Annotated in this window: 32 protein-coding genes; 26 read left to right on the top strand and 6 right to left on the bottom strand. The window is 67.7% G+C overall.

From position 1 onward, the window contains the following. Nucleotides 1-11 precede the first annotated feature (11 nt). The 5 genes from rpsF to dnaB all read left to right on the top strand — a co-directional run bounded on the left by rpsF (nucleotide 12) and on the right by dnaB (nucleotide 3545). A complete protein-coding gene (gene rpsF, locus OH146_RS08385; RefSeq protein ID WP_265159351.1) occupies nucleotides 12-395 on the top strand; it encodes a 30S ribosomal protein S6 in 384 nt (127 codons plus the stop codon). Between the two features lie 3 nt (nucleotides 396-398). Then, the gene (locus OH146_RS08380; RefSeq protein WP_265159349.1) at nucleotides 399-908 is read left to right on the top strand and encodes a single-stranded DNA-binding protein; all 510 of its coding nucleotides are present in this window, start codon (nucleotides 399-401) and stop codon (nucleotides 906-908) included. A gap of 47 nt (nucleotides 909-955) precedes the next feature. Further along, nucleotides 956-1216, top strand: coding sequence for a 30S ribosomal protein S18 (gene rpsR, locus OH146_RS08375; RefSeq protein ID WP_265159347.1), 261 nt, complete (start codon nucleotides 956-958; stop codon nucleotides 1214-1216). Between the two features lie 11 nt (nucleotides 1217-1227). Continuing rightward, entirely contained in the window at nucleotides 1228-1680 is a 453-nt protein-coding gene (rplI, locus tag OH146_RS08370; protein WP_265159345.1) for a 50S ribosomal protein L9, read from the top strand. Between the two features lie 491 nt (nucleotides 1681-2171). Continuing rightward, the gene (dnaB, locus tag OH146_RS08365; RefSeq protein ID WP_265159343.1) at nucleotides 2172-3545 is read left to right on the top strand and encodes a replicative DNA helicase; all 1374 of its coding nucleotides are present in this window, start codon (nucleotides 2172-2174) and stop codon (nucleotides 3543-3545) included. A gap of 4 nt (nucleotides 3546-3549) precedes the next feature. On the opposite strand, the gene OH146_RS08360 is transcribed toward dnaB, so the two are convergent. After that, on the bottom strand, nucleotides 3550-3990 hold the full coding sequence (locus OH146_RS08360; protein ID WP_265159341.1) for a methyltransferase domain-containing protein: 441 nt from the start codon (nucleotides 3988-3990) through the stop codon (nucleotides 3550-3552). Between the two features lie 118 nt (nucleotides 3991-4108). Between OH146_RS08360 and OH146_RS08355 the strand changes: the two genes are divergently transcribed. The 4 genes from OH146_RS08355 to OH146_RS08340 all read left to right on the top strand — a co-directional run bounded on the left by OH146_RS08355 (nucleotide 4109) and on the right by OH146_RS08340 (nucleotide 6147). Beyond that, on the top strand, nucleotides 4109-4852 hold the full coding sequence (locus OH146_RS08355) for a formylglycine-generating enzyme family protein (RefSeq protein WP_265159339.1): 744 nt from the start codon (nucleotides 4109-4111) through the stop codon (nucleotides 4850-4852). A gap of 207 nt (nucleotides 4853-5059) precedes the next feature. After that, nucleotides 5060-5191 carry a hypothetical protein gene (locus tag OH146_RS08350; protein WP_265159337.1) on the top strand — a complete coding sequence of 44 codons (132 nt, stop codon included), beginning with the start codon at nucleotides 5060-5062 and terminating at the stop codon, nucleotides 5189-5191. Nucleotides 5192-5260: 69 nt separating this feature from the next. Next, nucleotides 5261-5890, top strand: coding sequence for a hypothetical protein (locus OH146_RS08345; RefSeq protein ID WP_265159335.1), 630 nt, complete (start codon nucleotides 5261-5263; stop codon nucleotides 5888-5890). Next, nucleotides 5887-6147 (top strand): hypothetical protein, encoded by a 261-nt coding sequence (locus OH146_RS08340; RefSeq protein WP_265159333.1) that lies wholly within the window; start codon nucleotides 5887-5889, stop codon nucleotides 6145-6147. The genes OH146_RS08345 and OH146_RS08340 overlap by 4 nt, the downstream gene beginning before the upstream one ends. 61 nt (nucleotides 6148-6208) lie before the next feature. On the opposite strand, the gene purB is transcribed toward OH146_RS08340, so the two are convergent. Continuing rightward, the gene (gene purB / locus OH146_RS08335; protein WP_265159332.1) at nucleotides 6209-7594 is read right to left on the bottom strand and encodes an adenylosuccinate lyase; all 1386 of its coding nucleotides are present in this window, start codon (nucleotides 7592-7594) and stop codon (nucleotides 6209-6211) included. Continuing rightward, nucleotides 7591-8112, bottom strand: coding sequence for a low molecular weight protein-tyrosine-phosphatase (locus OH146_RS08330; protein WP_265159331.1), 522 nt, complete (start codon nucleotides 8110-8112; stop codon nucleotides 7591-7593). Before OH146_RS08330 ends, purB begins: the two co-directional genes overlap by 4 nt. A 169-nt stretch (nucleotides 8113-8281) precedes the next feature. On the opposite strand from OH146_RS08330, the gene OH146_RS08325 reads away from it, so the two are divergent. Then, nucleotides 8282-8515 carry a hypothetical protein gene (locus OH146_RS08325; RefSeq protein WP_265159329.1) on the top strand — a complete coding sequence of 78 codons (234 nt, stop codon included), beginning with the start codon at nucleotides 8282-8284 and terminating at the stop codon, nucleotides 8513-8515. Further along, entirely contained in the window at nucleotides 8512-9933 is a 1422-nt protein-coding gene (locus tag OH146_RS08320) for a hypothetical protein (RefSeq protein WP_265159327.1), read from the top strand. Before OH146_RS08325 ends, OH146_RS08320 begins: the two co-directional genes overlap by 4 nt. A 12-nt stretch (nucleotides 9934-9945) precedes the next feature. Here OH146_RS08320 and OH146_RS08315 read toward each other — a convergent pair whose 3' ends face one another. Next, nucleotides 9946-10344, bottom strand: a complete 399-nt coding sequence (locus tag OH146_RS08315; RefSeq protein ID WP_265159326.1) for a phage holin family protein — start codon at nucleotides 10342-10344, stop codon at nucleotides 9946-9948. 96 nt (nucleotides 10345-10440) lie between these two features. On the opposite strand from OH146_RS08315, the gene OH146_RS08310 reads away from it, so the two are divergent. The 8 genes from OH146_RS08310 to OH146_RS08275 all read left to right on the top strand — a co-directional run bounded on the left by OH146_RS08310 (nucleotide 10441) and on the right by OH146_RS08275 (nucleotide 18410). Next, nucleotides 10441-11535 carry a histidinol-phosphate transaminase gene (locus OH146_RS08310; protein ID WP_265160721.1) on the top strand — a complete coding sequence of 365 codons (1095 nt, stop codon included), beginning with the start codon at nucleotides 10441-10443 and terminating at the stop codon, nucleotides 11533-11535. A gap of 71 nt (nucleotides 11536-11606) precedes the next feature. Continuing rightward, nucleotides 11607-12722, top strand: coding sequence for a thiamine pyrophosphate-dependent dehydrogenase E1 component subunit alpha (locus OH146_RS08305; protein WP_265159325.1), 1116 nt, complete (start codon nucleotides 11607-11609; stop codon nucleotides 12720-12722). After that, nucleotides 12719-13762 carry an alpha-ketoacid dehydrogenase subunit beta gene (locus OH146_RS08300; RefSeq protein ID WP_265159323.1) on the top strand — a complete coding sequence of 348 codons (1044 nt, stop codon included), beginning with the start codon at nucleotides 12719-12721 and terminating at the stop codon, nucleotides 13760-13762. The genes OH146_RS08305 and OH146_RS08300 overlap by 4 nt, the downstream gene beginning before the upstream one ends. Before the next feature lie 47 nt (nucleotides 13763-13809). Beyond that, nucleotides 13810-15150, top strand: coding sequence for a dihydrolipoamide acetyltransferase family protein (locus tag OH146_RS08295; protein WP_265159321.1), 1341 nt, complete (start codon nucleotides 13810-13812; stop codon nucleotides 15148-15150). Between the two features lie 99 nt (nucleotides 15151-15249). Then, nucleotides 15250-16230 carry a metal ABC transporter solute-binding protein, Zn/Mn family gene (locus tag OH146_RS08290; RefSeq protein WP_265159319.1) on the top strand — a complete coding sequence of 327 codons (981 nt, stop codon included), beginning with the start codon at nucleotides 15250-15252 and terminating at the stop codon, nucleotides 16228-16230. A gap of 40 nt (nucleotides 16231-16270) precedes the next feature. Next, a complete protein-coding gene (locus OH146_RS08285; protein ID WP_265159317.1) occupies nucleotides 16271-17101 on the top strand; it encodes a metal ABC transporter ATP-binding protein in 831 nt (276 codons plus the stop codon). Then, entirely contained in the window at nucleotides 17098-17991 is an 894-nt protein-coding gene (locus OH146_RS08280) for a metal ABC transporter permease (RefSeq protein WP_265159314.1), read from the top strand. Before OH146_RS08285 ends, OH146_RS08280 begins: the two co-directional genes overlap by 4 nt. Further along, nucleotides 17988-18410, top strand: coding sequence for a Fur family transcriptional regulator (locus tag OH146_RS08275; protein WP_265159312.1), 423 nt, complete (start codon nucleotides 17988-17990; stop codon nucleotides 18408-18410). Before OH146_RS08280 ends, OH146_RS08275 begins: the two co-directional genes overlap by 4 nt. 200 nt (nucleotides 18411-18610) lie before the next feature. Here OH146_RS08275 and OH146_RS08270 read toward each other — a convergent pair whose 3' ends face one another. Then, nucleotides 18611-19333 carry a hypothetical protein gene (locus OH146_RS08270; protein ID WP_265159311.1) on the bottom strand — a complete coding sequence of 241 codons (723 nt, stop codon included), beginning with the start codon at nucleotides 19331-19333 and terminating at the stop codon, nucleotides 18611-18613. Nucleotides 19334-19990: 657 nt separating this feature from the next. Between OH146_RS08270 and rpmB the strand changes: the two genes are divergently transcribed. From rpmB to OH146_RS08250, 4 genes are all read left to right on the top strand, one after another. Further along, nucleotides 19991-20227 (top strand): 50S ribosomal protein L28, encoded by a 237-nt coding sequence (gene rpmB, locus OH146_RS08265; protein ID WP_265159310.1) that lies wholly within the window; start codon nucleotides 19991-19993, stop codon nucleotides 20225-20227. After that, on the top strand, nucleotides 20227-20394 hold the full coding sequence (gene rpmG / locus OH146_RS08260) for a 50S ribosomal protein L33 (protein WP_147719783.1): 168 nt from the start codon (nucleotides 20227-20229) through the stop codon (nucleotides 20392-20394). The genes rpmB and rpmG overlap by 1 nt, the downstream gene beginning before the upstream one ends. Nucleotides 20395-20396: 2 nt before the next feature. Then, nucleotides 20397-20702 (top strand): 30S ribosomal protein S14, encoded by a 306-nt coding sequence (gene rpsN, locus OH146_RS08255; protein ID WP_265159306.1) that lies wholly within the window; start codon nucleotides 20397-20399, stop codon nucleotides 20700-20702. Between the two features lie 132 nt (nucleotides 20703-20834). Continuing rightward, complete coding sequence (locus tag OH146_RS08250; RefSeq protein WP_147719785.1) at nucleotides 20835-21122, top strand: HU family DNA-binding protein; 288 nt, start codon at nucleotides 20835-20837, stop codon at nucleotides 21120-21122. A gap of 94 nt (nucleotides 21123-21216) precedes the next feature. Here the strand turns inward: OH146_RS08250 and OH146_RS08245 are convergent, their stop codons facing one another. Further along, complete coding sequence (locus OH146_RS08245; RefSeq protein ID WP_265159300.1) at nucleotides 21217-22236, bottom strand: YihY/virulence factor BrkB family protein; 1020 nt, start codon at nucleotides 22234-22236, stop codon at nucleotides 21217-21219. A gap of 208 nt (nucleotides 22237-22444) precedes the next feature. Between OH146_RS08245 and OH146_RS08240 the strand changes: the two genes are divergently transcribed. Genes OH146_RS08240 through OH146_RS08230 form a run of 3 tightly spaced genes read left to right on the top strand, consistent with a single transcriptional unit; the run spans nucleotide 22445 to nucleotide 24401 of the window. Next, entirely contained in the window at nucleotides 22445-23407 is a 963-nt protein-coding gene (locus tag OH146_RS08240) for a hypothetical protein (protein ID WP_265159298.1), read from the top strand. After that, nucleotides 23404-23814, top strand: coding sequence for a phage holin family protein (locus tag OH146_RS08235; RefSeq protein WP_265159296.1), 411 nt, complete (start codon nucleotides 23404-23406; stop codon nucleotides 23812-23814). Before OH146_RS08240 ends, OH146_RS08235 begins: the two co-directional genes overlap by 4 nt. Continuing rightward, nucleotides 23811-24401, top strand: a complete 591-nt coding sequence (locus OH146_RS08230) for a DUF3618 domain-containing protein (protein ID WP_265159294.1) — start codon at nucleotides 23811-23813, stop codon at nucleotides 24399-24401. The genes OH146_RS08235 and OH146_RS08230 overlap by 4 nt, the downstream gene beginning before the upstream one ends. The last annotated feature ends 84 nt before the right edge of the window (nucleotides 24402-24485 follow it).

The following is a 24485-nucleotide window of genomic DNA, read 5'->3' as shown; positions in this document are numbered from 1 at the left end:
GTGGGTTAGTCATGCACCAGTACGAACTCATGGTGATCCTCGATCCCGAGATCGACGAGCGCACCGTGGCACCCAGCCTGGACAAGTTCCTCAACGTCATTCGCAATGACGGTGGCTCGATCGACAAGGTCGACATCTGGGGCAAGCGCCGGTTGGCCTACGAGATCAACAAGAAGTCCGAGGGCATCTACGCCGTCGTCGAGATGACGGCGAATGCATCGGCAACGGTCGAGCTCGACCGTCAGCTCAAGCTCAGCGAGGCCGTCATGCGCACCAAGGTGCTCCGGGCCGAGGAGGCGATCGCTCAGGTCGCCGCCGCCGCGAAGCTCTCCGAGGAGAAGGCCGCCCGCAAGGCCGCCAAGTCCGCAGCTCCGGCCGCAGCGAAGAGCGAGTAGGCCGTGGCCGGCGAAACCGTGATCACCGTCGTGGGCAACCTCACGGCCGACCCCGAGCTGCGCTACACGCAGAACGGGCTGGCAGTCGCGAACTTCACGATCGCCTCCACGCCGCGCACGTTCGACCGCGCGAGCAACGAGTGGAAGGACGGCGAGGCGCTCTTCCTGCGCGCCAGTGTCTGGCGCGAGTTCGCCGAGCACGTCGCCGGTTCGCTCACGAAGGGTATGCGCGTCATCGCCCAGGGCCGCCTCAAGCAGCGCTCCTACGAGACGAAGGAGGGCGAGAAGCGCACGAGCTTCGAGATCGAGATCGATGAGATCGGTCCGAGCCTTCGCTACGCCACCGCCCAGGTCACTCGCACGTCATCGTCCCGCGAAGGCGGCGGCGGTTTCAGTGGTGGGCGTGGGGCCGTCGCAGAGGAGCCGTGGGCAGCCGCGGCGCCGTCTTCGTCGACCTCCGGGGGGGATGTCTGGAACACCCCCGGCAGCTACAACGACGAGACTCCGTTCTAGACCGCGCGCCCGCGTGACGGTCACGACAACAATCTGAAGGAATAACCATGGCAGGAAAGAGCAGCGGCGACCGCCGCAAGCCCCTCCGCAACAAGGGTGGCAAGAACGCCGCCCCCGCGAAGTCCGTTCGCGTCGGCGTCATCGACTACAAGGATGTCGCCACCCTCCGCAAGTTCATCTCCGAGCGTGGAAAGATCCGCGCTCGCCGCATCACCGGTGTCTCCGTGCAGGAGCAGCGCCTCATCGCCCGCGCCGTCAAGAACGCGCGCGAGATGGCTCTGCTCCCCTACGCCGGCTCGGGCCGTTAAGGAGCATCGAAATGTCAAAGCTGATTCTGACGCATGAGGTCACGGGCCTCGGCGCCCCCGGCGACGTCATCGAGGTCAAGAACGGGTACGCCCGCAACTACCTCGTGCCGCAGGGGCTCGCCGTGAACTGGACCCGCGGTGGCGAGAAGCAGGTCGAGCAGATCAAGGCCGCTCGTGCCGCGCGCGAGCACGCGACGATCGAGGAGGCCAAGGACCTCAAGCTCAAGCTCGAGGCCAACAAGGTCAAGCTCACGATCAAGGCGGGCAAGGAGGGTCGACTCTTCGGCTCGGTCAAGACCGCCGACATCGCAGATGCTGTTGCCGCCGCCGGTCTCGGCACGGTCGACAAGCGCAAGATCGAGATCACCTCGCCCATCAAGTCGACGGGTGAGCACGAGGCGATCGTTCGCCTTCGTGACGACCTCGTGGCGACGATCACCATTCAGGTGGTCGCGGCGAAGTAGTCCTCTCAAGGGATCGCGACGGCGGTGGGCTAAGGCTCGCCGCCGTCGTCGTTTTAAACGGTCACAGGGCGTCCTGCAGGGCTGTGGAATACCGCTTTTCGATCCTCCGTGTCAAGACTTTTTACACAGACAGTGCACACGAGTGAAAACCCTCAACCCCCAGTCCAAACAAGTTTTCTACACACAAGGTGTGCAAAGAGAAACCCCAGGTCAGGGCTGCATTTGCTAGAGAATTCGGTTGGTTTCCCACAGCCCACTCCACAGCTTGTGCACACTCGCTCCGGCGTTTCCCTCGCATTCTCCACAAAGTTATCCACAAGCGCGTTTGTGTGCGGGTGCATCGAGTTCCTAGCCTTGGGCGTCGGCCTCTTCGAAGCCGCCACACACGCTCTCGCAGCGACCCGATCTCCCGCCCGCGCGGCGCCACCATGCCGGGGATGTCGGACGCCTGCGGTACCACTAGACAGCACGACGATGACAAGGGGTGAACGATGTCCATAGCCCACCTGGGGCTTGCCGGCACCGACCGGCCCGACGACCCGCGCTCCTCCGAGCGCACCCCTCCGCACGACCTGCTCGCGGAGCAGAGTGCGATCGGCGGCATGATGCTGAGCAAGGATGCGACGGCCGACGTCATCGAATCGGTGCGCGCCGTCGACTTCTACATCCCCAAGCACGAAATCATCTTCGACGCGATCCTCAGCCTCTACTCGCATGGCGAGCCGACCGACGTGATCGCGGTCACAGATGAGCTGACCAAGACGGGTTCGCTGGGCCGCGCGGGCGGGGCTGAGTATCTCCACACCCTGACGGGCCTTGTGCCCACGGCGGCGAACGCCGGCTACTATGCGGCGATCGTTGCGGAGAAAGCTGTGCTGCGGCGCCTCGTGGAGGCCGGCACGCGCATCGTGCAGATGGGCTACGCGAGCGAGGGCGAGGTCGTCGACCTCGTCAACAACGCTCAGGCGGAGATCTACAACGTCACGGGCGGTGTCGAGGCGGAGGACTTCGTACCCCTCACGGTCGCGGTCGAGACAGCGATCGATGAGATCGAGGCGGCCAAGGGCAGCGACGGCTCCATGACGGGTGTGCCGACGGGGTTCTCGGAGCTCGACGACCTCACGAACGGCTTCCACCCGGGCCAGATGATCATCGTCGCGGCCCGACCGGCACTCGGTAAGTCGACGCTCGCGCTCGACTTCGCGCGTGCGGCATCCATCAAGCACAACCTCCCCTCAATCGTCTTCTCGCTCGAGATGGGGCGCTCCGAGATCGCCATGCGCCTGCTCTCGGCCGAAGCGGCCGTGCCGCTGCAGAGCATGCGCAAGGGCACGGTCGATTCCCGCGACTGGACGACGATCGCCTCCACCCGCGGACGCATCAACGACGCGCCCCTCTACATCGACGACAGCCCCAACATGACGCTCGTCGAGATCCGCGCCAAGTGCCGCCGCCTCAAGCAGAAGTACGGGCTCAAGCTCGTCGTGATCGACTACCTGCAGCTCATGACCTCGGGCAAGAAGGTCGAATCGCGACAGCAGGAGGTCAGCGAATTCTCGCGCGCGCTCAAGCTGCTCGCGAAGGAGCTGCAGGTGCCGGTCATCGCGCTCTCCCAGCTGAACCGTGGCCCCGAGCAGCGCCAGGACAAGATGCCCGCCATCAGCGATCTGCGCGAGTCGGGCTCGATCGAGCAGGACGCCGACATGGTCATCCTGCTCCACCGCGAGAGCGCCTACGAGAAGGAGAACCCGCGCGCGGGCGAGGCCGACCTCATCGTCGCCAAGCACCGCAACGGCCCCACCCGCACCGTCACGGTCGCGTTTCAGGGGCACTTCTCGCGCTTCACCGACATGGCGCCGATGTAGTCGATCAGCCCTGCCGTTCAGCCATCGCTATCGAGGTGAGCGGGTCGCCAGTGTCAAGGTAGAGGGTTCCGCCTGGCACGAGAGCGGCCCCGATGCACGCGAGCGCGTGCTCGTACAACTGCGGGTGTCGCCCATCGAGAGCGCCCACGCGACAGGCGAACGCAATGTCGAAGGGAGCTGTTGCCGGGGGGAGTTCGAAATCCTCCACGGGAGCGCAGAGCGTCGAGAGGATGCCCGCCTCCAACTCGGCGCGACACCCCTCTCGCGTGAGCGCGATCCCTTTCGCCGATCGATCCAGCACGAGCACGTGGCCGTCGGGGCCGACCCGTTTGGCGACCTCGCGGGCGGCCGCCCCTGGGGCACCCCCGACCTCCAGCACGCGGAGGCCAGGCCTGAGCGGAAGCGCATCGACAACCGCGCCCAGGCGAGGCGAGAGCCCGTTCATACGCCAATGATGCGACCGTGCGAGGTGGATGTCGAGAAGGAGCCCCGAGCGCGCCTCGGGAACGGCAACCTCTCGACACTCAGGGCAGGCTGAGGCGCGAGCGTGCGAGACTGCCGCCGTGGACGACATCGAGATGGCGAGCATCACCGGCGGGACGGTTACCCTGCATGACGCGCGGCGCAAGGTGCGCTGGAGTGTCGAGCTCGAGCCATTCGAGATCGGGGTGTACCCCGTCACGGAGGAGCAGGTCGCCGAACTGCTGGGCGAGACGGCGCAGCATCCGCGGCGTCCCGCCGTCGACGTGAGCTGGTTGCGCGCCATCCGCCTCTGCAATGCCGCCTCCGAATGGGAGGGGCTCGATCCCGCCTATGCGGTCGACGGCGAGGATGTCACGTGGCACGTCGACTCCGACGGCTATCGCCTGCCCACCGAGGCCGAGTGGGAGTACGCCTGCCGCGCCGGTTCGACAGGGGCACACTACGGCCCGCTCCCCGAGGTGGCGTGGACGAGCTTGGACGGGGTGAGCTCTCCCCAGGACGTCGGCGGCAAGCATCCGAATCTCAACGGCCTTTTCGACACGCTCGGCAACGTGTGGGAGTGGTGCTGGGACCTGCTCGACCCGGCCCGCTACGCCGACTACCGGGTGTTCCGCGGCGGCGGTTTTGCAGACGCCTCCTGGAGCGTGCGGGCCTCGACGCGGCGCGGTGGGGCACCGAGGATGCACCACGACGACGTGGGCCTGCGTCTCGCGCGCGGTGGATTCGATGCGGTGGATGCCGCGCAGGGCTGGTCGGCGCAGGTCGACGCCGAGCGTGCCGTGATCGACGGGCCGCTGCCGCCCGGGTGGACGCCGCGGCGCTGAACCGGCACCTCGCAGGGAGTCTGCTGAGAGGGGTTGCGCCGTAGCATCCGCGGGACGACCGTGGGGGCATGACCAAGGACAACGACGAGAAGTTCGACAAGGACAAGGTCAAGGAGGCCGCGCCCGACGTCGACCCCGAGACGGCGACGGATGCCGAGGGCAAGCCTGTCGAGAGCCCCTCAGGCTGAGATAACCCAAGGAGCAAACATGAGTGAGAAGAAGGATGCCTCCAACGGGGAGTTCACGGATCCCAAGGACAACACGGTCGAGAACGCCGAGGAGATGGGTGCCGGCTACGGCGGACCCGAACCCGTGACCCCCGAGGACGAGCAGGCCTGACGGAAGCACCGACCGGAGCGGGATGGCGCGTCGATAGACTTGCATGGTCCCTCCGCAGGAAGTAGCACCGTGCCACCACGCCAGAACCAGGCCCTCGACACCGTGGGCGCCGTCACCGCCGCATACTGGCCGGTGCCGCTCTCGCGCGCCGTCGTGGCGCTCGCCGTCGGGATCGCGGTGACCTTCCTCGCCGAGCACTCCCCCCGCGTCGGCCTACTCGCGCTCGCGGGCCTCGCGCTCGGCGGAGGCGCCGTCGTGGCCCTCCTCAGCCGGGGGCGCATCGCCGACCGCACGGCCACACGCATATTCGTCGCGCAGGGGCTGATCTCGGCCCTCATCGGCGTGATCGCGCTGCCTCTCGCCCTCACGGGCGCCGGCCTTGGAACCCTTCTCCTGCTCGCCACCGTCTGGGCCGTGCTCACGGGGGCGCTTGAGCTCTACGCCGGGTACCGCCTTCGGACCGGGGGCGGTCGCGACTGGGTGACGGCCGGCGCCGGCACGCTCGCGCTCGCCCTCGTCCTCCTCCTGGCGCCCAGCGACACCGTCACGGTCGTCGGAATCATCGGTGCCTACGCCGTCATCCTCGGCGTGTACCTCGTGATCGCCGCGCTCTCGCTGAAGTGGGCTGCCGGCGACGGGCAGGCGGCGGCACGAGCATCCGGGGCGGATCCCGCATCGAACACAGGAGCAACACGATGATGCAGCAGCCGAGTCGCCGAGACGTCATGCGACCCTACGAGTACCTCGCCATCGCGGCGGCGATCGCACTCTTCTGCGGTCTCATCTTCCTGGCGACCACGCGCGACATTGTCATCGCCGTCGTCGGGGCGGGCGTCATCTTCATCCTCGCCCTCGTCACCCTCGCGCTGCTCGCCCTCGCGATGAAGCCCGACGACAAGGAACTCACCGACCTCGAGGAGCAGCAGCGCCGCGAGGAGCCGGGCGCCCCCCACTAGAGGACGCCCCGCCTGAAGTGCGCACTCACGGAGACGCGCCCTTCACGCAGGGCGGATGCTGCTACCCCTGCAGCCGGTTCACGAGCTGCGAGGCGAGCCCCGTGTAGTCGTGCGGGGTCAGCGCACGCAGTCGGGCCTTCGCCTCGTCACCGATGTCGAGCCCATCGACGAACTCGACGAGTTGCGACTGGTCGACACGGTTGCCGCGCGTGAGCTCCTTGAGGAGGGCGTAGGGGTCGCTGATGCTGCTGCGTCCCGCCGTGACCTCGGCCCGCACGACCGTCTGGATCGCCTCCGCGAGCACCTCCCAGTTGCCGTCGAGGTCGGCGGCGAGGCGCTGCTCGTTGAGGTTGATCTCGCCGAGGCCCCGCTGGATGTTGTCGATCGCGAGCAGCGAGTGCCCGAACGCGACGCCGATGTTGCGCTGCGTCGTCGAGTCGGTGAGGTCGCGCTGCAGGCGCGAGGTGACGAGGGTATGGGCGAGAGACTCAAGAAGGGCGCCCGCGATCTCGAGGTTCGCCTCCGCGTTCTCGAAGCGGATCGGGTTGATCTTATGCGGCATGGTCGAGGAGCCCGTCGCCCCCTTCACGGGGATCTGCGTGAAGTAGCCCATCGAGATGTAGGTCCAGACATCCGTGCACAGGTTGTGGAGGATGCGACCCGCGTGGTCGACCGTCTGGTAGAGCTCGGCCTGCCAGTCGTGCGACTCGATCTGGGTCGTCAGCGGGTTGAAGGTGAGCCCGAGCCCCTCCACGAACTCCTGTGAGAGGCTCGGCCAGTCCTGACCCGGGTGGGCGACCAGGTGCGCGGCAAAGGTGCCCGTCGCGCCGCTGAACTTGCCGAGGTACTCGACCCGGTCGATGCGGCGGATGACGCGGCGCAGGCGGTGCACGAAGACGGCGAGCTCCTTGCCCATGGTCGTGGGCGTTGCCGGCTGGCCGTGCGTGAGCGAGAGCATCGGCACCTCGCGGTGGGCCTCGGCGCGCTCGGCCAGGGTGTCGACGAGGGTCGTGAGCCGCGGCATCCATACCTCGGCGACCGCCGCACGCACCGTGAGGGCGTAGGAGAGGTTGTTGATGTCCTCGCTCGTGCAGGCGAAGTGGGTGAGCTCGGCAATCGCGTCGAGGTCGAGGCGGCTGAGCTGGGCCCGCACGTAGTACTCGACCGCCTTGACGTCGTGCCGCGTGACGGCCTCCTCACGCGCGAGGGCGTCGATCGCCTCCTGATCGAAGTCGCTCACGACCGCCCGCAGGGCCGACTTCTGCTCTTCGCTGAGGGGCGAGGAACCGAAGAGCGAGCGGTCGGTGAGGAAGATGAGCCACTCGATCTCGACGTGCACGCGCGCCCGGTTGAGCCCCGCCTCGGAGAGGTGCTCGCCGAGATCGCTTACGGCGGCGCGGTAGCGTCCGTCGAGCGGGCTGAGGGGCTGGAGGGGAAGGGGGGTCATGAAACTCCTCGCCGGAGGGCCGGCTCTATCTGGCGGAACAGCGCCGCGCTTGCCTGGTGGATCATCCGCAGCACCCGGTCGAAGAGGGCCGCATCGGAATAGTAGGGGTCGGGGACGTCGAGGAGCTGCTCCTCGGGGTCGAAGCTCAGCAGCAGATGCACCTTGCTTCGGTCAGCGGGCGTCGGCGCCCAATTGCCGAGGATGCGCGCCTGGCTGCGATCGAAGGCGACCACGAGGTCGAGGTGCTCGAACCAATCGGGGTCGAACTGCCGTGCGCGATGCGCCGAACCGTCGAAGCCGTGCGCTGCGAGGGCGTCGAGGGTTCGCCGATCGGAGCGCTCCCCCACGTGCCAGTCGCCCGTGCCAGCCGAGGTGACAGAGATCAGGTGGTCGCAGCCGGCCCGCGTGACGAGATCGCGGAACACGACCTCCGCCATGGGCGAGCGGCAGATGTTGCCCGTGCACACGAAGCAGATGCGAAAGAGCGCCGACTCGTCGAGGGGGCGGTCGAAGCTCATGCGGCCCATTGTCTCGCAGATGCCGTGCCGCGCAGTACCCCCTCGTCACTCCCTCTCCACAGGGCGCGGGATGCCGCGGCTCTCCCCAGCCGCCGAGCGGAGTACGCCCGACCCTCCCAGCGCCCTGCCACTCTCGAACGACACCCCATCACCCGGCGAAGGGACCACCGTGGAGAGCATCCTTCTCCTGCAGCGCAGCATCCTGCGTTCCGAGCTGGCAGCGCTCGAGGAAGCGCGCGCGCAACTGCTGACCGTCGAATCGCGCGAGTGGCTCGGCGATGCCCGCGCCGCCTACGCCGTCACCCTCCTCGTGCTGCACGCCGACGTCACGCGGGCGATCGAGCAGCTACGGGCCGCGCTCGCCGACACCAGTCGCGCACTTGCGACGATGGCGGCACGATGAGCGACGGGCTCACGATCTCGGGGGGCGGGAGCATCCGTGTCTCAACAGAGGAGATGGCCGAGAATGCCGCCCACCTCAGGCGCTATGCGGAGGCGGCCGGGGCGAGCTGCCTCCGCCTGGGAGCGGTGGAGCGCGCAATCAGCGAGCACACGCTCGTGACATTCGACGCGCCTCTCTCGGCGGCGCGTGCGGATGCCACGATCGACGACTGCGTCACGACGCTCACCCACACGAGACTGCAGGCGCAGGCGCTCGTCGCGATGCTCGACATCGCGGCGACGAGCTACGGACTCGCCGAGCGTGCCAACGAGATCGTGGCGAGACACATCGCCGCGACCCTCGCCTATGCGCTCGGCCGGGTCTACCCCCTCATCCTCACGTGGCTCACCCCGCACCTGCTCGGTGCTGCGGGTGCATGGTTCCTGACCCCGGAGGAGCGCCAGAGGCGCGTCATCGACTGGCTGGGGGCGCATTCAGGCATGCTGAGCGACCCCCGGGTGGTCGAACTCCTCCGACTCTCGGTGTCGAGCGTCGACGAATTCGGCGCGGGCGCCCTCCGCGTGCCGCCCGAGCTGCTGGGCCTGCTTGGCGACGAAGCGCTCGGGGTGCTGGGATTCGGCGCCAGCGCCTCCGTGCTCCTGGGGACCGTCCGGTCCCTCGGTCTTGCGCGGGAGACCGAGGTCAGCGTGGCGCGCACCAACCTCAACGTGCACCGCGCCGCGCCGGGCGGCTTCGAGGATCTGGCGAAGAACATCCCCGCCCACAGCGAGCAGATCAGGGTCGACCGGGTCCCCTCGGATGCGGGCCCAGATCGCTTCATCGTCTACATCGGCGGCACTCGCGAGGGCTCCCTCTCCAGCGGCACCGAGCCGTTCGACGGAACGAGCAATCTCGGCGGTATGGCGCAGGGCGCACCCCTGAGCATCGGCGATACGGGCTCGATGCAGGCGGTCCGTCTCGCCATGGAGCAGGCGGGGGTCACGGCGGAGACGCCCGTGTACTTCGTGGGCTACTCGCAGGGCGCGATCACCGGTGTCAGCTTGGCCGAGTCCGGCGACTACACGGTCGAGGGCATCTTCACGGTGGGCGGCCCCACGGGTGAACTCGATGTGCCGGATGGTGCGCCCTACCTGGCCCTCGAGCACGAGGAAGACATCATCACGAGCCTAGGCGGACTTCACCGGGACAACGACACGGTCGTGGTGCGGCGGGCCGTGTTCGAAGGAGAGGAGCCGCCGAAGGACTCGCTTCTCCCCGCCCACTCGCTCGCGCGCTACCGCGAATCCTCTGCACTACTCGACGCCGCGCACGAGCCCAGAATCGCGGAGGCGGGAGCGCATCTCAGGGAGTTCGTCGGGGGCGCGAGCAAGGTCGAGTCCAGCACCTACCTGGCCCGTCGCGAGGGACAGTCGCAATGAGCGACGGATGCCTCAGCGCGAGTTCTTGCCCACGACGGGTCGCACGATCACCGAGATCAGCCAGCTCAGCAGCGCAAGCACGAATGCGCCGAGCACGCCCCACCAGAAGCCGTCGACTACGAGACCGAACCCGAGAAGATCCGAGATCCACGCGACAAGCAGCAGGAGGAGCCCGTTCACGATGAGGGAGATGAGACCCAGGGTGAGGATGTAGAGGGGGAACGCCACGATGCGGATCAGATTGCCGATCACTCCGTTGACAACGCCGAAGATCAGCGCGACGAGAAGGTACGTGAGCACGATCGCGAGCGTGTCGCCCGGTTCGAAGGGCACGACCTCGACCCCACCGACGATGAGCGTCGTGAGCCACAGGGCGAAGGCGTTGATGAGCAGGCGCACGAAGAACCTCATGCCCCCACTATCCCAGTCCCTCCCCCGACAATGGACAACGACCCACGGGAGACTGAACACAGCGATGCGAACAATAGAGTTGAGCCCGTGAGCAGCATCGAGAGCACCCCCGTGCGCATCCGTCCGGAGATCTTACGGGCCGTCGCGTACCAGCAGGGCAAGCCGGCACCAGCGGATGCCTTCAAACTCTCCTCCAACGAGAACCCCTACCCGACACACCCGGCAGTCATGGCGGCGATCGCTGACACGAGCCCCAATCGCTATCCCGACGCCCTCGCGACACAGCTGCGTGGCCGCCTCGCGGAGCGTCACGGGCTCGAGCTCGAGCAGGTGCACGTCGGGGCCGGCTCCGTCTCGCTACTCGCCCAGCTGATCTCCGCCGTCGCGGCACCCGGCGACGAGGTGCTCTACGCGTGGCGTTCCTTCGAGGCATACCCGGGGCTCGTGACAGTCGCGGGCGCGACGAGCGTCACGGTCCCCCTCAGGGAGGATCACGGCCACGACATCGACGCCATGATCGCCGCTATCAGCCCCCGCACCCGCGCTGTCATCGTCTGCTCCCCCAACAATCCCACGGGCGCGATCGTCACGCGGGAGGAGTTCGCCAGACTCATGGCGGCCGTGCCCTCCGACGTGCTCGTGATGCTCGACGAGGCCTACATCGAATTTGTGGGAGAGCCCCAAGCGGTGCGCGGCACCGAAGTTCTCGCCGAGCATCCGAATCTCGTCGTATTGCGCACCTTCTCCAAGGCCTACGGTCTCGCGGGCCTGCGCATCGGCTACGCGCTCGGGCACCCGCTCGTGCTGGGAGCGGCACGCACGACCGCGATCCCGCTCTCCGTCATCGAGGCCGCCCAGCGTGGGGCGCTCGCGGCGCTCGACCACGAGCCCGAGCTGCTCGAGCGGGTTGCCATGTTGGCTGGGCGGCGCGACGAGGTCTGGCGTGCGCTCGAGGCGATGAATGCGGGCGTGCCGCGGCCGCACGGCAACTTCGTCTGGTTCCCCGCCCCGGGCGCCACCGCCCCCGTCGCGGAGATCTTCCTGAAGCACGGGATCGTCGCCCGGGCGCTCGGCGACGACGGTGTGCGGGTGAGCATCGGCGAGGCGGAATCTGTTGAGAAACTCCTAAGTGCCGCCGAAGAGGTTGTGAACACCCTACGGACAAGCACTCGGGGCACCGCGTTAGATTAGATGCTTGTTGCGCCCCCAGGGCGTTTGTTCCCCCGACCGCGACGCACGACAAGGACAGCGAGGTCAGTGCCATGGCAGAGACAGAAGACATGGTGCAGTTCCTCACGCCGGAGGGGGAACTCGCCGAACAGGGCATCACGGAGGAGTATCGCCCCTACATCGACGCCCTGAGCGACGACGATCTCAGGACCTTCCACCGGGACATGGTCATCAATCGCGCGCTCGACGTCGAGGCGGAGAACCTGCAGCGCCAGGGCCAGATGGCGCTGTGGCCGCCGAACCGTGGTCAGGAGGCAGCGCAGGTCGGCTCCGCGCGTGCCGCGAAGCGCCAGGATCACATCTTCCCCGCCTACCGGGAGCACGCCGTGGCACGCATCCGCGGCCTGGACCCGCTCATGCTCATCGAGATGATGCGCGGCAACAGCCACGGCGGCTGGGATCCGGCCGCCACGAACAACTTCCACCTCTACACACTCGTGATCGGCTCGCACGCCCTGCACGCCACGGGCTATGCGATGGGCATCGGTCTCGACGGTAAGGCGGGCACGGGTGACCCCGAGCGGGATGAGGCCGTCATGGTCTACTTTGGCGACGGGGCCACCTCGCAGGGCGACGTGAGCGAGGCATTCGTCTTCGCGGCGAGCTACCAGACGCCCCAGGTCTTCTTCCTGCAGAACAACCACTGGGCGATCTCGGTGCCCGTGAGCGTGCAATCCCGCATCCCGCTCTACCTGCGCTCGCGTGGCTTCGGCATCCCCAGCGTGCAGGTCGACGGCAATGACGTGCTGGCGAGCTACGCCGTCTCGGCCAAGCTCCTCGACGATGCCCGGTCGGGGCGCGGTCCCAGCCTCATCGAGGCCCTGACCTACCGCATGGGGGCGCACACGACCTCGGACGACCCCACCAAGTACCGCAGCAACGACGAGGCCGAGTCGTGGCTCCTGCGCGACCCCATCACGCGGTTCGAGGCCTATCTCCGTCGTCGTGGAGAATCCGAGGAGTTCTTCGCACAGACTGCTGAGGAGGCCGCCGACCTGGCCGCCGACGTGCGACGTCGCACGCTCGCCCTCGAGGCGCCGCCCCTCGCCCGCGCCTTCGAGCACGTCTACACTGAGCCGCACCCCGTGACGGCTGCGCAGCAGGAGTGGTTGCGACAGTACGAGGCATCACTCGGAGGTGAAGCATGAGCCGCCACGACACGGTCACCGATGAGCTGACGGATGCCGCGGCATCCGCCCCCCAGGAGAGCGAGATCCGCGAGCTCCCCCTCGCGAAGGCGCTGAACGCGGGTCTCCGCAAGGCACTCGAGGATGATGATCGCGTGCTGCTCATGGGCGAGGACATCGGGCCGCTCGGCGGCGTGTTCCGCGTGACGGAGCACCTGCAGCGCGACTTCGGGCCCAAGAGGGTCATGGACACGCCCCTCGCCGAATCGGGCATCGTCGGGGCGGCGATCGGCCTTGCGATGCGCGGCTACCGCCCCGTCTGCGAGATCCAGTTCGACGGCTTCATCTTCCCCGCCTTCGACCAGATCACGACGCAGCTCGCCAAGATGACCGCGCGCCACCACGGTGCCATTTCGATGCCCGTCGTCATCCGTGTGCCCTATGGCGGCCACATCGGCGCCGTCGAGCACCACCAGGAGAGCCCCGAGGCGTACTTCGCCCACACGGCCGGTCTGCGGCTCGTGAGCCCCAGCACGCCGCATGACGCCTACTGGATGATCCAGGAGGCGATCCAGAGCGACGACCCCGTGCTCTTCTTCGAGCCCAAGAGCCGCTACTGGCACAAGGGGCCCGTCGATCTCGCCAGTAACCCCGCCGAGCTGCACTCGAGCAAAATCGTGCGCACGGGCAGCGACGTGACGCTCGTGGGCCACGGCGCCATGGTCAACGTGCTCATGCAGGCGGCCGAGATCGCGGCGGGCGAGGGCACGAGCGTTGAGGTCGTCGACCTGCGTTCTCTCTCCCCCATCGACTACGTGCCCATTCTCGAGTCGGTCCGCAAGACGGGTCGTGTGGTCGTCGCCTCCGAGGCGCCCGGCTTCGTGAGCATCCCCTCCGAGATCGCGGCGACCATAACGGAGCACGCCTTCTACTCGCTCGAGGCGCCCGTGCTGCGGGTCTCGGGCTTCGACACGCCCTTCCCGCCCGCGAAGCTGGAGCGCGCCTACCTGCCCGACGCCGACCGTGTGCTCGAGGCTGTCGACCGGGCGCTCGCCTACTGACAAGTCCCGACGACCCCGACGCCCCAGCCACCGAGAGAAGGACTCCCGTGAGCATCTCCGAATTCCGCCTCCCCGATGTCGGCGAGGGTCTCACCGAGGCCGAGATCGTCTCCTGGAAGGTAGCGCCCGGCGACGAGGTCGCCGTCAACCAGGTCATCGTCGAGATCGAGACCGCCAAATCCATCGTCGAACTCCCCTCCCCCTTCAGCGGCACGGTCGCATCCGTGCTGGTCGCCGAGGGTGACACGGTCGAGGTCGGCGCCCCCATCATCACGGTGACGGATGCGGCGGGCGCGGCACACTCGGAGCCTGCGGCATCCAGCTCCCAGGCCCCGGCGGCGGATGCCTCGGCGCAGGTGATCGCCGACACGGCAAGCACGATCTCCCGCGAGAAAGCCGACGACGAGCCGGGGGCTGTGCTGGTCGGCTACGGGCTCAAGGGTGGCGTGTCCTCGCGCAGGCGACGGCCGCAGGCCGGCGATGGTGCGGCACCCGTGCGGCCCTCGACCGTGCCGGCTGCGGCCGCAGCATCCGTCATCGCCAAGCCGCCGATCCGCAAGCTCGCCAAGGACCTCGGGGTCGACCTCTCGACGGTCAACCCGACGGGCCTTGCGGGGGAGATCACGCGTGATGACGTCGTGCGGCAGGCGTCGCAGGCGAGCGTGTTCCGCAACATCCAGACGCCCGCCTGGGGTGAGGAGCGCGAGGAGTACATCCCCGTCAAGGGCGTGCGCAAGGCGATCGCGACGGGCATGGTGCAGAGCGCCTTCACGGCACCCCACGTCGGGGTATTCGTCGACGTGGACGCGACCCGCACAATGGAGTTCGTCAAGCGACTCAAGAACTCGCCCGACTTCGCAGGCATCAAGGTTTCCCCCATGCTCGTCATGGCGAAGGCGATGATCTGGGCCGTGCGGCGTAACCCCACGGTGAACTCGACGTGGACGGATGAGCAGATCATCGTGCACCACTACGTGAACTTCGGTTTCGCAGCGGCGACGCCCCGCGGCCTTGTCGTGCCCAACATCAAGGATGCTCAGGAGCTCTCGCTGCGCGACCTCGCCCAGGCGATCGAGTCGATGACGAATATCGCGCGCGACGGCAAGCTGCAGCCCTCCGACATGTCGGGTGGCACCATCACGGTCACCAACATCGGCGTCTTCGGCATGGACACAGGCACGCCCATTCTCAACCCGGGCGAGGTCGGCATCGTCGCGCTCGGCACCATCAAGCAGAAGCCGTGGGTCGTCGACGGGGAGGTGCGGCCGCGCTACGTCACGACGCTTGGCGCGAGCTTCGACCACCGCGTCGTGGACGGGGATGTCGCGAGCCGCTTCCTCGCGGATGTCGCGAGCATCATCGAGGAGCCCGCTCTCCTGCTCGACTGAGCGCCCGCACTGAGGCTGTTTTGACAATGGTTCTCACTCGCAATTAGAGTGACTTGCGGCCCATTCGTGCCGACTCCCCGAGCCAGACAGGTAACCCCCATGACGGGATACATCCGCGCCACTTCCGTGGTCCTCGCCGCATCCGCAGCCGTCGCCCTCGCAGGCTGCGCCTCGCCGTCTGCAGGAGAGGCTGAGGATGAGCTCACGATCGTCGCGTCGACCGATGTCTACGGCGACATCGCCTCGGCGATCGTGGGCGACCGTGCCAGCGTCACGAGCATCATCTCCGGCTCGGCCCAGGACCCGCACAGCTACGAGGCGACAGCGCGCGACCAGCTCGCGCTCTCGCGCGCCGACATCGTCATCGAAAACGGCGGCGGCTACGACCCCTTCATCGACACCTTGCTTGCCGCCCTTGAGGAGCCTGCCCCCGTCGTGCTGACGGTCACCGACATCTCGGGACTCCTCGGTGAGGGGTCCGCGCACGAGCATGCGGAAGACGAGCACGCGGAAGAGGAGCACGCCGAGGAGGACTCCCACGAGGGTCACGACCATTCGGAAGGCAACGAGCACGTCTGGTACAGCTTCGAAGCGATCCACGCGCTCGCCGAGGAGGTCGCGCACCACCTCGCCGAACTCGACGCAGAGGGCGCCGAGGAGTACGAGGCGAACCTCGCGAGCTTCGAGTCCGGACTCGAGGGTCTCGAGGAGCGTGCATACGAGCTCCACGAGCAGTATGAGGGCGCCGGCGTCGCCGTCACCGAGCCCGCCCCCCTCTACCTCTTCGAGGAGATCGGCCTCGTGAACCAGACCCCCGCAGAGTTCAGCTCCGCGATCGAGGCGGGCACGGATGTTGCACCCTCCGTTCTCCTCGAGATGCAGCAGCTCATCGAGAGCGGCTCCCTCGCCCTTCTCGCCTACAATGAGCAGACCTCCGGCCCCGAAACCGACCAGGTGGTGGCGCTCGCCGAGGAGCAGGGACTGCCGGTCGTCACGATCGCCGAAACGCTCCCCGAGGGCATCGGATATCTCGACTGGATGTCGGACAACCTCGACGCGATCTCCTCAGCACTCAGCTAGAGGGAGGGGCGCCGCATCCGCCCCCATTACAGAAGGACTCATGACCCACACAGCACAGCCCGTGCTGCGCCTGCGCGCGGCCACGCTCGCCTTCGGCGACCGTCCGCTGTGGAGCAAGGTCAACCTCGAGGTGGCCGCGGGCGAGTTCGTGGCCGTGCTGGGGCCCAACGGCACGGGTAAGACGAGCCTGCTCAAGGCGATCCTCGGCCAGCAGCAGCTCTCCTCGGGAAGTATCGAACTGCTGGGCGAACCCGTGCGGCGGGGCAGCCGACGCATCGGTTACATCCCGCAGCAGAAGCTCATCGAGCAGGGGACCCCGCTGCGCGCACGTGACCTTGTGACGCTGGGCGTCAACGGACACCGCTGGGGGCTGCCCATCACCTCCCGAGCGACGCGGCGCCACGTCGACGAGGTCATCGCAAGCGTCGGGGCGAGCGAATACGCCAACGTGCCCGTCGCGACACTCTCCGGCGGCGAGCAGCAGCGCATCCGCGTCGGCCAGGCCATCGCGAGCGACCCCGCCCTACTGCTGTGCGACGAACCCCTCAGCTCACTCGACCTCAACCATCAACAGGTCGTGAGCGACCTCATCGACGAGCGTCGCCGCGAACTGGGCTCGGCCGTGCTCTTCGTCACCCACGACATCAATCCCATCCTCGACAAGGTTGACCGCGTGCTCTATTTGGCGGGCGGACGCTTCCGCGTCGGAACCCCCGAGGAGGTGCTGCGCTCCGAGGTGCTCTCCTACATGTACGGAACGCCCATCGAGGTCATCCGCACGCGCGGCCGCGTCGCCGTGCTCGGAGCTCCCGAGGGCTACGGGGTGCACGACCACCTCGAGCACCACATCGACGACAGGTGGCACCGATGAACGAACTCATCGACCTGCTCAGCGCCCTCTTCGACTTCAGCGACTACGGCGAGCTCCTCGCCCTCGTGCGCAACTCGATCATCGCGGGCGCCGTGCTCGGCATCGTCGGGGGACTCATCGGACCCTTCGTCATGAGCCGCGACCTCGCCTTCGCGGTGCACGGCATCAGCGAGCTCTCCTTCGCGGGGGCATCCGCCGCCCTGCTGCTCGGCGTCAACGTCGTCGCGGGGTCCCTCGGGGGCTCGCTGATCGCGGCGATCATCATCGGGATGCTCGGGAGCAGGGCGCGCGAGCGAAACTCCATCGTCGGCGTCATGATGCCCTTCGGGCTGGGGCTCGGCATCCTGTTCCTCGCCCTCTATGAGGGCCGCACCGCCAACAAGTTCGGGCTACTCACGGGTCAGATCGTGTCGGTGGACACCCCGCAGCTCGGGCTTCTCGTCGGCATCGGCGCCATCGTCATCGCGGGCCTCGCCGTCATGTGGCGTCCCCTCACCTTCGCGAGTGTGGACCCGGATGTCGCGCGCGCCCGGGCAGTGCCCGTCACGACCATCTCGATCGCCTTCATGGTCTTGCTGGCACTCGCGACGGCCATCAGCATCCAGATCGTGGGGGCACTGCTGGTGCTCGCACTCCTCGTGACGCCTGCGGCAGCCGCCATGAGGGTGACGGCCTCACCGTTCCTGACCCCGCTGCTCAGCGTCGTGTTCGCGGTCGTCTCGGTCGTCGGCGGCATCATGCTCTCACTCGGCGGTGGCCTGCCCATCAGCCCCTTCGTCACCAGCATCTCGTTCGCGATCTACCTCGTGTGCCGCATCGTAGGCTGGAGGAGGGATCGCAGCGGCGCGAGCGGCCGCCGCGTCAAGACTCCACGGGTGGTGATGACATGAAGCGCAACACATGGCAGCGCGAGGCGGTGCGCGACGCCCTCGCCGAGAACTCCGGCTTCGTGAGCGCTCAAGCCCTTCACGCCCAGCTGCGTGACGCCGGCAGCACCATCGGCCTCGCGACGGTCTATCGCACCCTGACCCAGTTCGCGACGGGAGGCGAGGCCGACAGCCTGCAGCTCGACGGCGAGAGCCTCTACCGCGCCTGCGTGACGGACCGCCACCACCACCACCTCATCTGCCGCAACTGCGGGCGCACCGTCGAGATCGAGGCGGAACCCGTCGAGGCGTGGGCCCACAGCGTCGCCGCGGAACACGGCTTCAGTGAGCCCGAACACATCGTCGATGTCTTCGGCCTCTGCGCGGAATGCTCGGCCCGCGGAGCGTCAACTTCCTCCCCCTCGACCGCGCCTCGCGGCTGAGGCTCACGCGCTTCCCGCTTCCCGCTTCCCGCTTCCCGCTTCCCGCTTCCCGCTTCGCACTTCCTGCTTTGTGCTTCGCATGTCCACCCCCACCGGAGCCCCTTGCACGCGGCCGCTTACGTCGAGTTGCCCACTTGTGCTGCTCAGAAGGCCCCACAAGGGTGCAAAGTGGGCAACTCGAATGGCGGATGCCGGTGCTTCTAGCCACCCGTGCCGAGGCGGCGCCGCAGGAGCATCCGCACCCGCGCAACCAGCTCGACTGGATCCTTGAGGTCATCCGCGTTGATCTCGAGTACGTGCCCACCGCGCGCCTCGAGCCGACTACGCCGCGTCATGTCCTTGCGCCATTGCTCGCGCGTGCGGTGATAGTCGCCCTGGTACTCGACGTGCACGTTGGCGGCGTCGAAGTGCAGATCGGTGCGCACATCGGGGCCGCCGTCGGTCATGACGATTTCATGATTGATACGGCTCGGCGGCAGGCCCGCCTCCACAAAGATGACGCGCAGGTGCGACTCGGGCCGCGAGTCCGCACGTCCATCGAGCAGTGGCAGCGCCCTCACCAGGAGGGCGTAGCCTCGCCGCCCCGCGAAGCGCACAACCATGGCGCCCAACTCGTCGAGCGTCACGAGCGGACGCGAACCGTGGAGCAGGTAGTCGCCGACGGCGACGAGGTCGAGCAGCGTGAGTTGAGTGGCGAGGTCGCACCAAGTGCGAGCGGGCGACGTGTGTCGCAGTTCCTGCGTTGTGTGGACATCGTGCGGCTTCAGGGTGAGTCGATGGCCCCGGATGCCTCGGGCATGGGGTGCACGCTGGGGCGCGGGCATAGCGATGTGGAGGTCGGGCGCGAGTTCGAGTCCCAGGGGCAGTGGAGCGCCGAGGAGCAGCGCGGCCGTCGAATGCGAGAAGACTGCGTTGCGAGGCATCCGAAGCGCGAACATGCGGCAGCGCTGCACGAGGGATTCGCCCCGCGACTGTGGTGCGACAGCACTGGAACGCACGCCCCAGACCGCTTCAAGGTCGCGACCGCGCAGTCGTGCTACGCCCACGCCACATGCGCGCGCCTCGCTCACCCGGAAGGATCGCCCCGTCAGCTCATGGGGCAGCGGTGTAGGTCGACGCATCGGATCAGGATGCCGTGAGGCACGTCCCGCGCGAGAAATCGATCCACATCCGGTGGCGGCGCGAATCGAGTTGCCCACTTATGCTGCCCAACCCGCCGCTTAAGGGTGCAATGTGGGCAACTCGATCATCGCGGCGGGGTGCGGGATGCGGGGTGCGGGGTGCGGAGTGCGGGGTGCGGGGTGCGGGGTGCGGAGTGCGGGGTGCGGGGTGCGGGTGCGGGGTGCGGGTGCGGGGTGCGGGGTGCGGTGTGGGGTGCGGGGTGGGGGGTGTGGGGTGAGCACCCCGGATGCTGCGGCGCAGGTTTGGGAAAACACGCCGCACCGCGTAGGATGTTCAGGTTGAGCATTCGGCTCACAGTGTGACTCCCACCCAAACGCATCATTCCCGGGTGATGAGTCATGCCGACAAGAGATCTTGGGTAAGGCAGACCGCCTTACGGTATTGAGAAGAGGACACCCATGGCAGCAACCTGCCAGGTGACCGGAGCCACACCCGGCTTCGGGCACAACATTTCACACTCGCACCGCCGCACGAAGCGCCGCTTCGACCCGAACGTGCAGAAGAAGACGTATTACGTGCCGTCGCTTCGCCGCAACGTGACCCTGACGCTCAGCGCCAAGGGCATCAAGGTGATCGACGCTCGGGGTATCGAGTCGGTCGTCAAGGACCTGCTCGCACGTGGGGAGAAGATCTGATGGCCAAGCAGCAGGACATCCGCCCGATCATCAAGCTCCGCTCCACGGCCGGCACCGGGTACACCTACGTGACCCGCAAGAACCGCCGCAACAACCCCGACCGCCTTGTGCTGAAGAAGTATGACCCCGTCATCCGCCAGCACGTCGAATTCCGTGAGGAGCGCTAACCATGGCGAAGAAGAGCATGATTGCCAAGAACGAGCAGCGCAAGGCCGTCGTCGCGCGCTACGCCGAGAAGCGCGCCGCGCTCAAGAAGCAGCTCGTTGACCCCAACTCGACCGACGAGCAGCGCGAGGAGGCCCGCCTGGGCCTTCAGAAGCTGCCGCGCGACGCTTCGCCCGTGCGCCTCCGTGGCCGCGACGCGATCGACGGGCGCCCCCGCGGTTTCCTCCGCGAGTTCGGTATCTCCCGTGTGCGTTTCCGCGACATGGCTCACCGCGGCGAATTGCCCGGAATCACCAAGTCAAGCTGGTAAGTTCAGTCCGGAAACACCCCCGGCCGTGTGACAGCGGTCGCGAGATTCACTCCAACCGACCGAACACACCGACTGTTCTTGCGAGCAGCGACGGTCGTACCGCAGAGCACAATGTCCTAGGAGGACTCCCAAATGGCTGACAAGTCACTCAACCGCACCGAGCTCGTCGCTGCTGTCGCAGCTGCCTCCGGCCAGAGCCAGGCCGCCGTCAACTCGACGCTCGACGCCCTCTTCAACACGGTCGCCGAAGAGGTCGGCAAGGGCACGAAGATCACCATCCCCGGATGGCTTTCCTTCGAGCGCACCCACCGTGCCGCGCGTGCGGGCCGCAACCCCTCCACCGGTGAGGCGATCCAGATCGCTGCCGGCTACGGCGTGAAGGTCAGCGCGGGAAGCAAGCTCAAGGCCGCCGCGAAGTAGTTTCGCCCGCCTCACACGAAGGCGCCCACCCCCTCGGGGGCGGGCGCCTTCGTCGTTTGCCCGGCGCTGCCGGACTGCGGCAGGGCGGATGCTGTCACTCGCGTCGTCCGCGGCGGCGCCGCATCCGTCGCCCCTCCTCCGCAAGTGCGCGATCCTTCTCGGCGTTCTTCTTGATCTGCCGGTCGTCGCGCACGGGAAGACGCAGCTGGTCCTCCGCCTCGATGCCCCCCTGCAGTTGGCGGCTCCGTTCGAGTTCGGCGTCGAACTCGCCACCGAGGAGGAAGGCGAGGTTGGCGATCCACAGCCATAGGAGCAGCACGATGATGCCGCCGAGGCTGCCGTAGGTCGCGTTGTAGTTGCCGAAGTTGGAGACGTAGAAGAAGAAGCCGAGCGAGGCGAGGGCCAGCACGACGAGCGCGATGATGCTGCCGGGGGTGATCCACCGCCAGTGCGGTTGCCTCACGTTGGGGGTGGCGTAGTAGAGCACTGCGAGCAGCAGCACCGCGAAGAGCACGAGCACGGGCCACTTGAGGATGCTCCAGGCGGTGACGACGGCGTCGCTCAATCCGATGAAGGAACCGATCGCATCCGCCACCGGGCCCGAGGCGACCAGCAGCACGGCCATGACCATCGCGATGAGCAGCATGATGACGGTGATGAGGAGCATGATGGGGCGCAGCTTCCAGATGGGGCGCCCCTCCTCGACCTCGTAAATGCGGTTCATGGCCTTGCCGAAGGCGTTGACGTAGACGGAGGCCGACCAGATGGCGCCCGCGAGACCGAGGAAGAAGGCGAGTCCCGCGCCGGGAGAATCGGCGAGCTGTCTCACGGGATCCTCGATCGTGTTGGCGACCGAGTCGCTTGCGAAGTTGCGCACGATCTCAAGGAGCGCGTCGACCGTCTGTTGGCCCTGACCGAAGAGCCCGAGCGTCGACACGAGGGCGAGCAGGGCGGGGAAGATCGAGAGCACGGCGTAGTAGGTGAGCCCGGCGGCAAGCGTGATGCAGTCGTCGTCAATGAACTCGCGGATCACGCGTTTGGCCGCGTAGCCCCAGCCATGCGGTCGTATATCGGTCGGGCCTTCGGGCTTGCGGTCGTCGTCGGGCGCAGGCACCGCCCCCTGCCTCTTTCCTCGGTCCGGCGGCGTGTGCTTGGTGGCGGCCACAGCGTGTCTCCTCTTGCTAGGCGTGCGTGCGGTTTCCCCTGGCATCGTGCGCCCGCGAAGCTGAGTGTTCAAGGGATTGTGTACCCCAAACGGGGGGCGCAACATAGCCCGAGACCGAGAGTCGGTCGCACGCACAAACAGCGAAGGACGACATATCGTGAGCACGAATTTCGGAGCCGGCGACCCCGGCCTCCCGGGGCGGAACTCGCAGAATCCGACCTCGCAGGACCCCATCGACGACGGCCCGGCGCCCACGCCGGGCTCGCCTCAGTCCGACATCCCGCGGAGCGGGGAGCCGAGCGCGGGCGGCCCCGCCTATCCGCCGCCCCCCGCGGCATCCAGTGCTGCCTCTGCATCGACCCCTCCCGCTCAGCACCGGCAGCCCGGACCGGCAGCCACGGGTACGGGAGCAGGAGTAGGCGGCTCGGGTGGCGCATCGGCGGCAGCGGGCACGGCAAAGGATGAGGCCGCGGATGTCGCCTCCCACGCCGGGGAGGCGGGCAAGAAGGTCGCAGGCACAGCGAAGGATGAGGCATCCAATGTGGTCGGCGAGGCCGGTTCGCAGGCGAAGCAGCTACTCGGCCAGGCACGGGACGAAGCCGTGAGCCAGGCGTCTGAGCAGCAGAGCCGCGTCGCCTCGGGCCTGCGCTCCATCAGCGAAGAGCTGAACGAGATGGGTGAGGGCAGCGAACGTTCGGGCCTCGCCTCGGAGATCGTCCGCCAGGCCGGCAGCCGAGCGGGCAGCGTCGCGGACTGGCTCGACAGCCGCGAGCCGGGAGATCTGCTGGAGGAGGTCAAGGACTTCGCCCGCCGCAAGCCGGGCGTCTTCATCGGCGTCGCCGCGATCGCGGGCATCGCGGCGGGGCGCATCACGAAGGCCGTCATGTCGGCGGACTCGCATGATGAAGGCGGGGCAGCCCACCGCTCCTCGACAGCCAGTACGGCAGCCACTGGCACGGCCGGTGCGGGCACGGCAGGCGCGGGCTCGACCGGCACGGGCACGACAGGGTTCGGCGCACCTGGTGCTGCAACGACCGCAAGCGGCAGCACCGGCACCGGCGCGACGGGGACGGGCGCATCCACCACAAACCCGTTCACGACCCCGGGAGCGACGCCATGACCGACGCAGACCCGCACAAGCAGGAGCAGAAGCAGTCTCTCGGCGACATGATCGGGGACGTCACGCGCGACTTCTCGACGCTCGTGCGCCAAGAGGTCGAGCTCGCCAAGGCGGAGCTGCGTGAGAGCGCGACGCGCGGCGGCAAGGGCGCCGGCATGTTCGGCGGAGCCGCCGTCGCCGGTTACCTCACGCTGCTCTTCCTCTCCATCGCACTGTGGTGGGGGCTCGGCGAGCTGATCGGCAACGGATGGTCGGCTCTCGTCGTCGCGGTGCTCTGGGGCATCATCGCCGCCATCCTCGCCGTGATTGGCAAGAAGGAGTTCAAGTCGATCAAGGGCATGCCGCGCACTGCCAGCAGCGTCAAGAAGATTCCGGAAACACTGAAACCGAATGGGGACCACTCATGAGCAGCAACGACCCGGACGCGATCCGGAACGACATCGAGCAGACGCGGCGCGAACTCGGCACCGACGTCGATGCGCTCGCCGACAAGGTGACACCCTCCAAGATCGCCCACCGCCAGGCGGACAAGGTCAAGACGGCCGTCGGCGGGGTCAAGGAGCGCGTCTTCGGCGTCGCGAAGGACGCCCGCGACAGCGTGAGCGGCTCGGCGCACGACGTGAAGGATGGCGCGAGCGACCTTCCGCACAAGGCGAAGCAGACCGCGGAGGGCAATCCTCTCGCGGTGGGGCTCATCGCTTTCGGCGTCGGCTGGCTCGCCTCCTCGCTCATCCCCGCGAGCGACAAGGAGTCGCGGCTCGGTGAGACGATCAAGGAGAAGGCGGAGCCGCTTGTTGACGAGGCGAAGGACGCCGCGAAGTCCGTCGCCGACGACCTCAAGGAGCCGGCGAAGGAGGCCGCGGAGAGCGTCAAGTCGACCGCCCAGGACGCCGTCGATCACGTCAAGGGTGAGGCGACGGATGCCGCATCCGACGTCAAGGATCATGGCAACTCCGCCGCGCAGCATGTGAAGGACCAGGGCACGCAGTCCTGAGCAAACACACCGGTGGAGTAGCGCCGTTCCTGCGGATACTCGCGTGAGCGATTCCGCGAGTGGCGCTACTCCACCGCTGCGTGG

It is taken from the genome of Homoserinimonas sedimenticola (assembly GCF_026094475.1).
In the GTDB taxonomy this organism is placed as follows: Bacteria; Actinomycetota; Actinomycetes; order Actinomycetales; family Microbacteriaceae; genus Homoserinimonas; species Homoserinimonas sedimenticola.
The sequence above is the reverse complement of the archived record's forward strand: the minus strand, read 5'-3'. Positions and strand labels throughout refer to the sequence as shown.

Excerpts from the sequence above, each read along its gene's own strand:
- rpsF (WP_265159351.1), top strand. The coding sequence starts at position 12 with ATGCACCAGTACGAACTCATGGTGATCCTCGATCCCGAGATCGACGAG.
- rpsR (WP_265159347.1), top strand. The coding sequence starts at position 956 with ATGGCAGGAAAGAGCAGCGGCGACCGCCGCAAGCCCCTCCGCAACAAG.
- rplI (WP_265159345.1), top strand. The coding sequence starts at position 1,228 with ATGTCAAAGCTGATTCTGACGCATGAGGTCACGGGCCTCGGCGCCCCC.
- dnaB (WP_265159343.1), top strand. The coding sequence starts at position 2,172 with ATGTCCATAGCCCACCTGGGGCTTGCCGGCACCGACCGGCCCGACGAC.
- OH146_RS08360 (WP_265159341.1), bottom strand. The coding sequence starts at position 3,990 with ATGAACGGGCTCTCGCCTCGCCTGGGCGCGGTTGTCGATGCGCTTCCG.
- OH146_RS08350 (WP_265159337.1), top strand. The coding sequence starts at position 5,060 with ATGAGTGAGAAGAAGGATGCCTCCAACGGGGAGTTCACGGATCCCAAG.
- OH146_RS08340 (WP_265159333.1), top strand. The coding sequence starts at position 5,887 with ATGATGCAGCAGCCGAGTCGCCGAGACGTCATGCGACCCTACGAGTAC.
- purB (WP_265159332.1), bottom strand. The coding sequence starts at position 7,594 with ATGACCCCCCTTCCCCTCCAGCCCCTCAGCCCGCTCGACGGACGCTAC.
- OH146_RS08330 (WP_265159331.1), bottom strand. The coding sequence starts at position 8,112 with ATGAGCTTCGACCGCCCCCTCGACGAGTCGGCGCTCTTTCGCATCTGC.
- OH146_RS08320 (WP_265159327.1), top strand. The coding sequence starts at position 8,512 with ATGAGCGACGGGCTCACGATCTCGGGGGGCGGGAGCATCCGTGTCTCA.
- OH146_RS08315 (WP_265159326.1), bottom strand. The coding sequence starts at position 10,344 with ATGAGGTTCTTCGTGCGCCTGCTCATCAACGCCTTCGCCCTGTGGCTC.
- OH146_RS08305 (WP_265159325.1), top strand. The coding sequence starts at position 11,607 with ATGGCAGAGACAGAAGACATGGTGCAGTTCCTCACGCCGGAGGGGGAA.
- OH146_RS08300 (WP_265159323.1), top strand. The coding sequence starts at position 12,719 with ATGAGCCGCCACGACACGGTCACCGATGAGCTGACGGATGCCGCGGCA.
- OH146_RS08290 (WP_265159319.1), top strand. The coding sequence starts at position 15,250 with ATGACGGGATACATCCGCGCCACTTCCGTGGTCCTCGCCGCATCCGCA.
- OH146_RS08285 (WP_265159317.1), top strand. The coding sequence starts at position 16,271 with ATGACCCACACAGCACAGCCCGTGCTGCGCCTGCGCGCGGCCACGCTC.
- OH146_RS08280 (WP_265159314.1), top strand. The coding sequence starts at position 17,098 with ATGAACGAACTCATCGACCTGCTCAGCGCCCTCTTCGACTTCAGCGAC.
- OH146_RS08275 (WP_265159312.1), top strand. The coding sequence starts at position 17,988 with ATGAAGCGCAACACATGGCAGCGCGAGGCGGTGCGCGACGCCCTCGCC.
- OH146_RS08270 (WP_265159311.1), bottom strand. The coding sequence starts at position 19,333 with ATGCCTCGCAACGCAGTCTTCTCGCATTCGACGGCCGCGCTGCTCCTC.
- rpmB (WP_265159310.1), top strand. The coding sequence starts at position 19,991 with ATGGCAGCAACCTGCCAGGTGACCGGAGCCACACCCGGCTTCGGGCAC.
- rpmG (WP_147719783.1), top strand. The coding sequence starts at position 20,227 with ATGGCCAAGCAGCAGGACATCCGCCCGATCATCAAGCTCCGCTCCACG.
- rpsN (WP_265159306.1), top strand. The coding sequence starts at position 20,397 with ATGGCGAAGAAGAGCATGATTGCCAAGAACGAGCAGCGCAAGGCCGTC.
- OH146_RS08250 (WP_147719785.1), top strand. The coding sequence starts at position 20,835 with ATGGCTGACAAGTCACTCAACCGCACCGAGCTCGTCGCTGCTGTCGCA.
- OH146_RS08235 (WP_265159296.1), top strand. The coding sequence starts at position 23,404 with ATGACCGACGCAGACCCGCACAAGCAGGAGCAGAAGCAGTCTCTCGGC.
- OH146_RS08230 (WP_265159294.1), top strand. The coding sequence starts at position 23,811 with ATGAGCAGCAACGACCCGGACGCGATCCGGAACGACATCGAGCAGACG.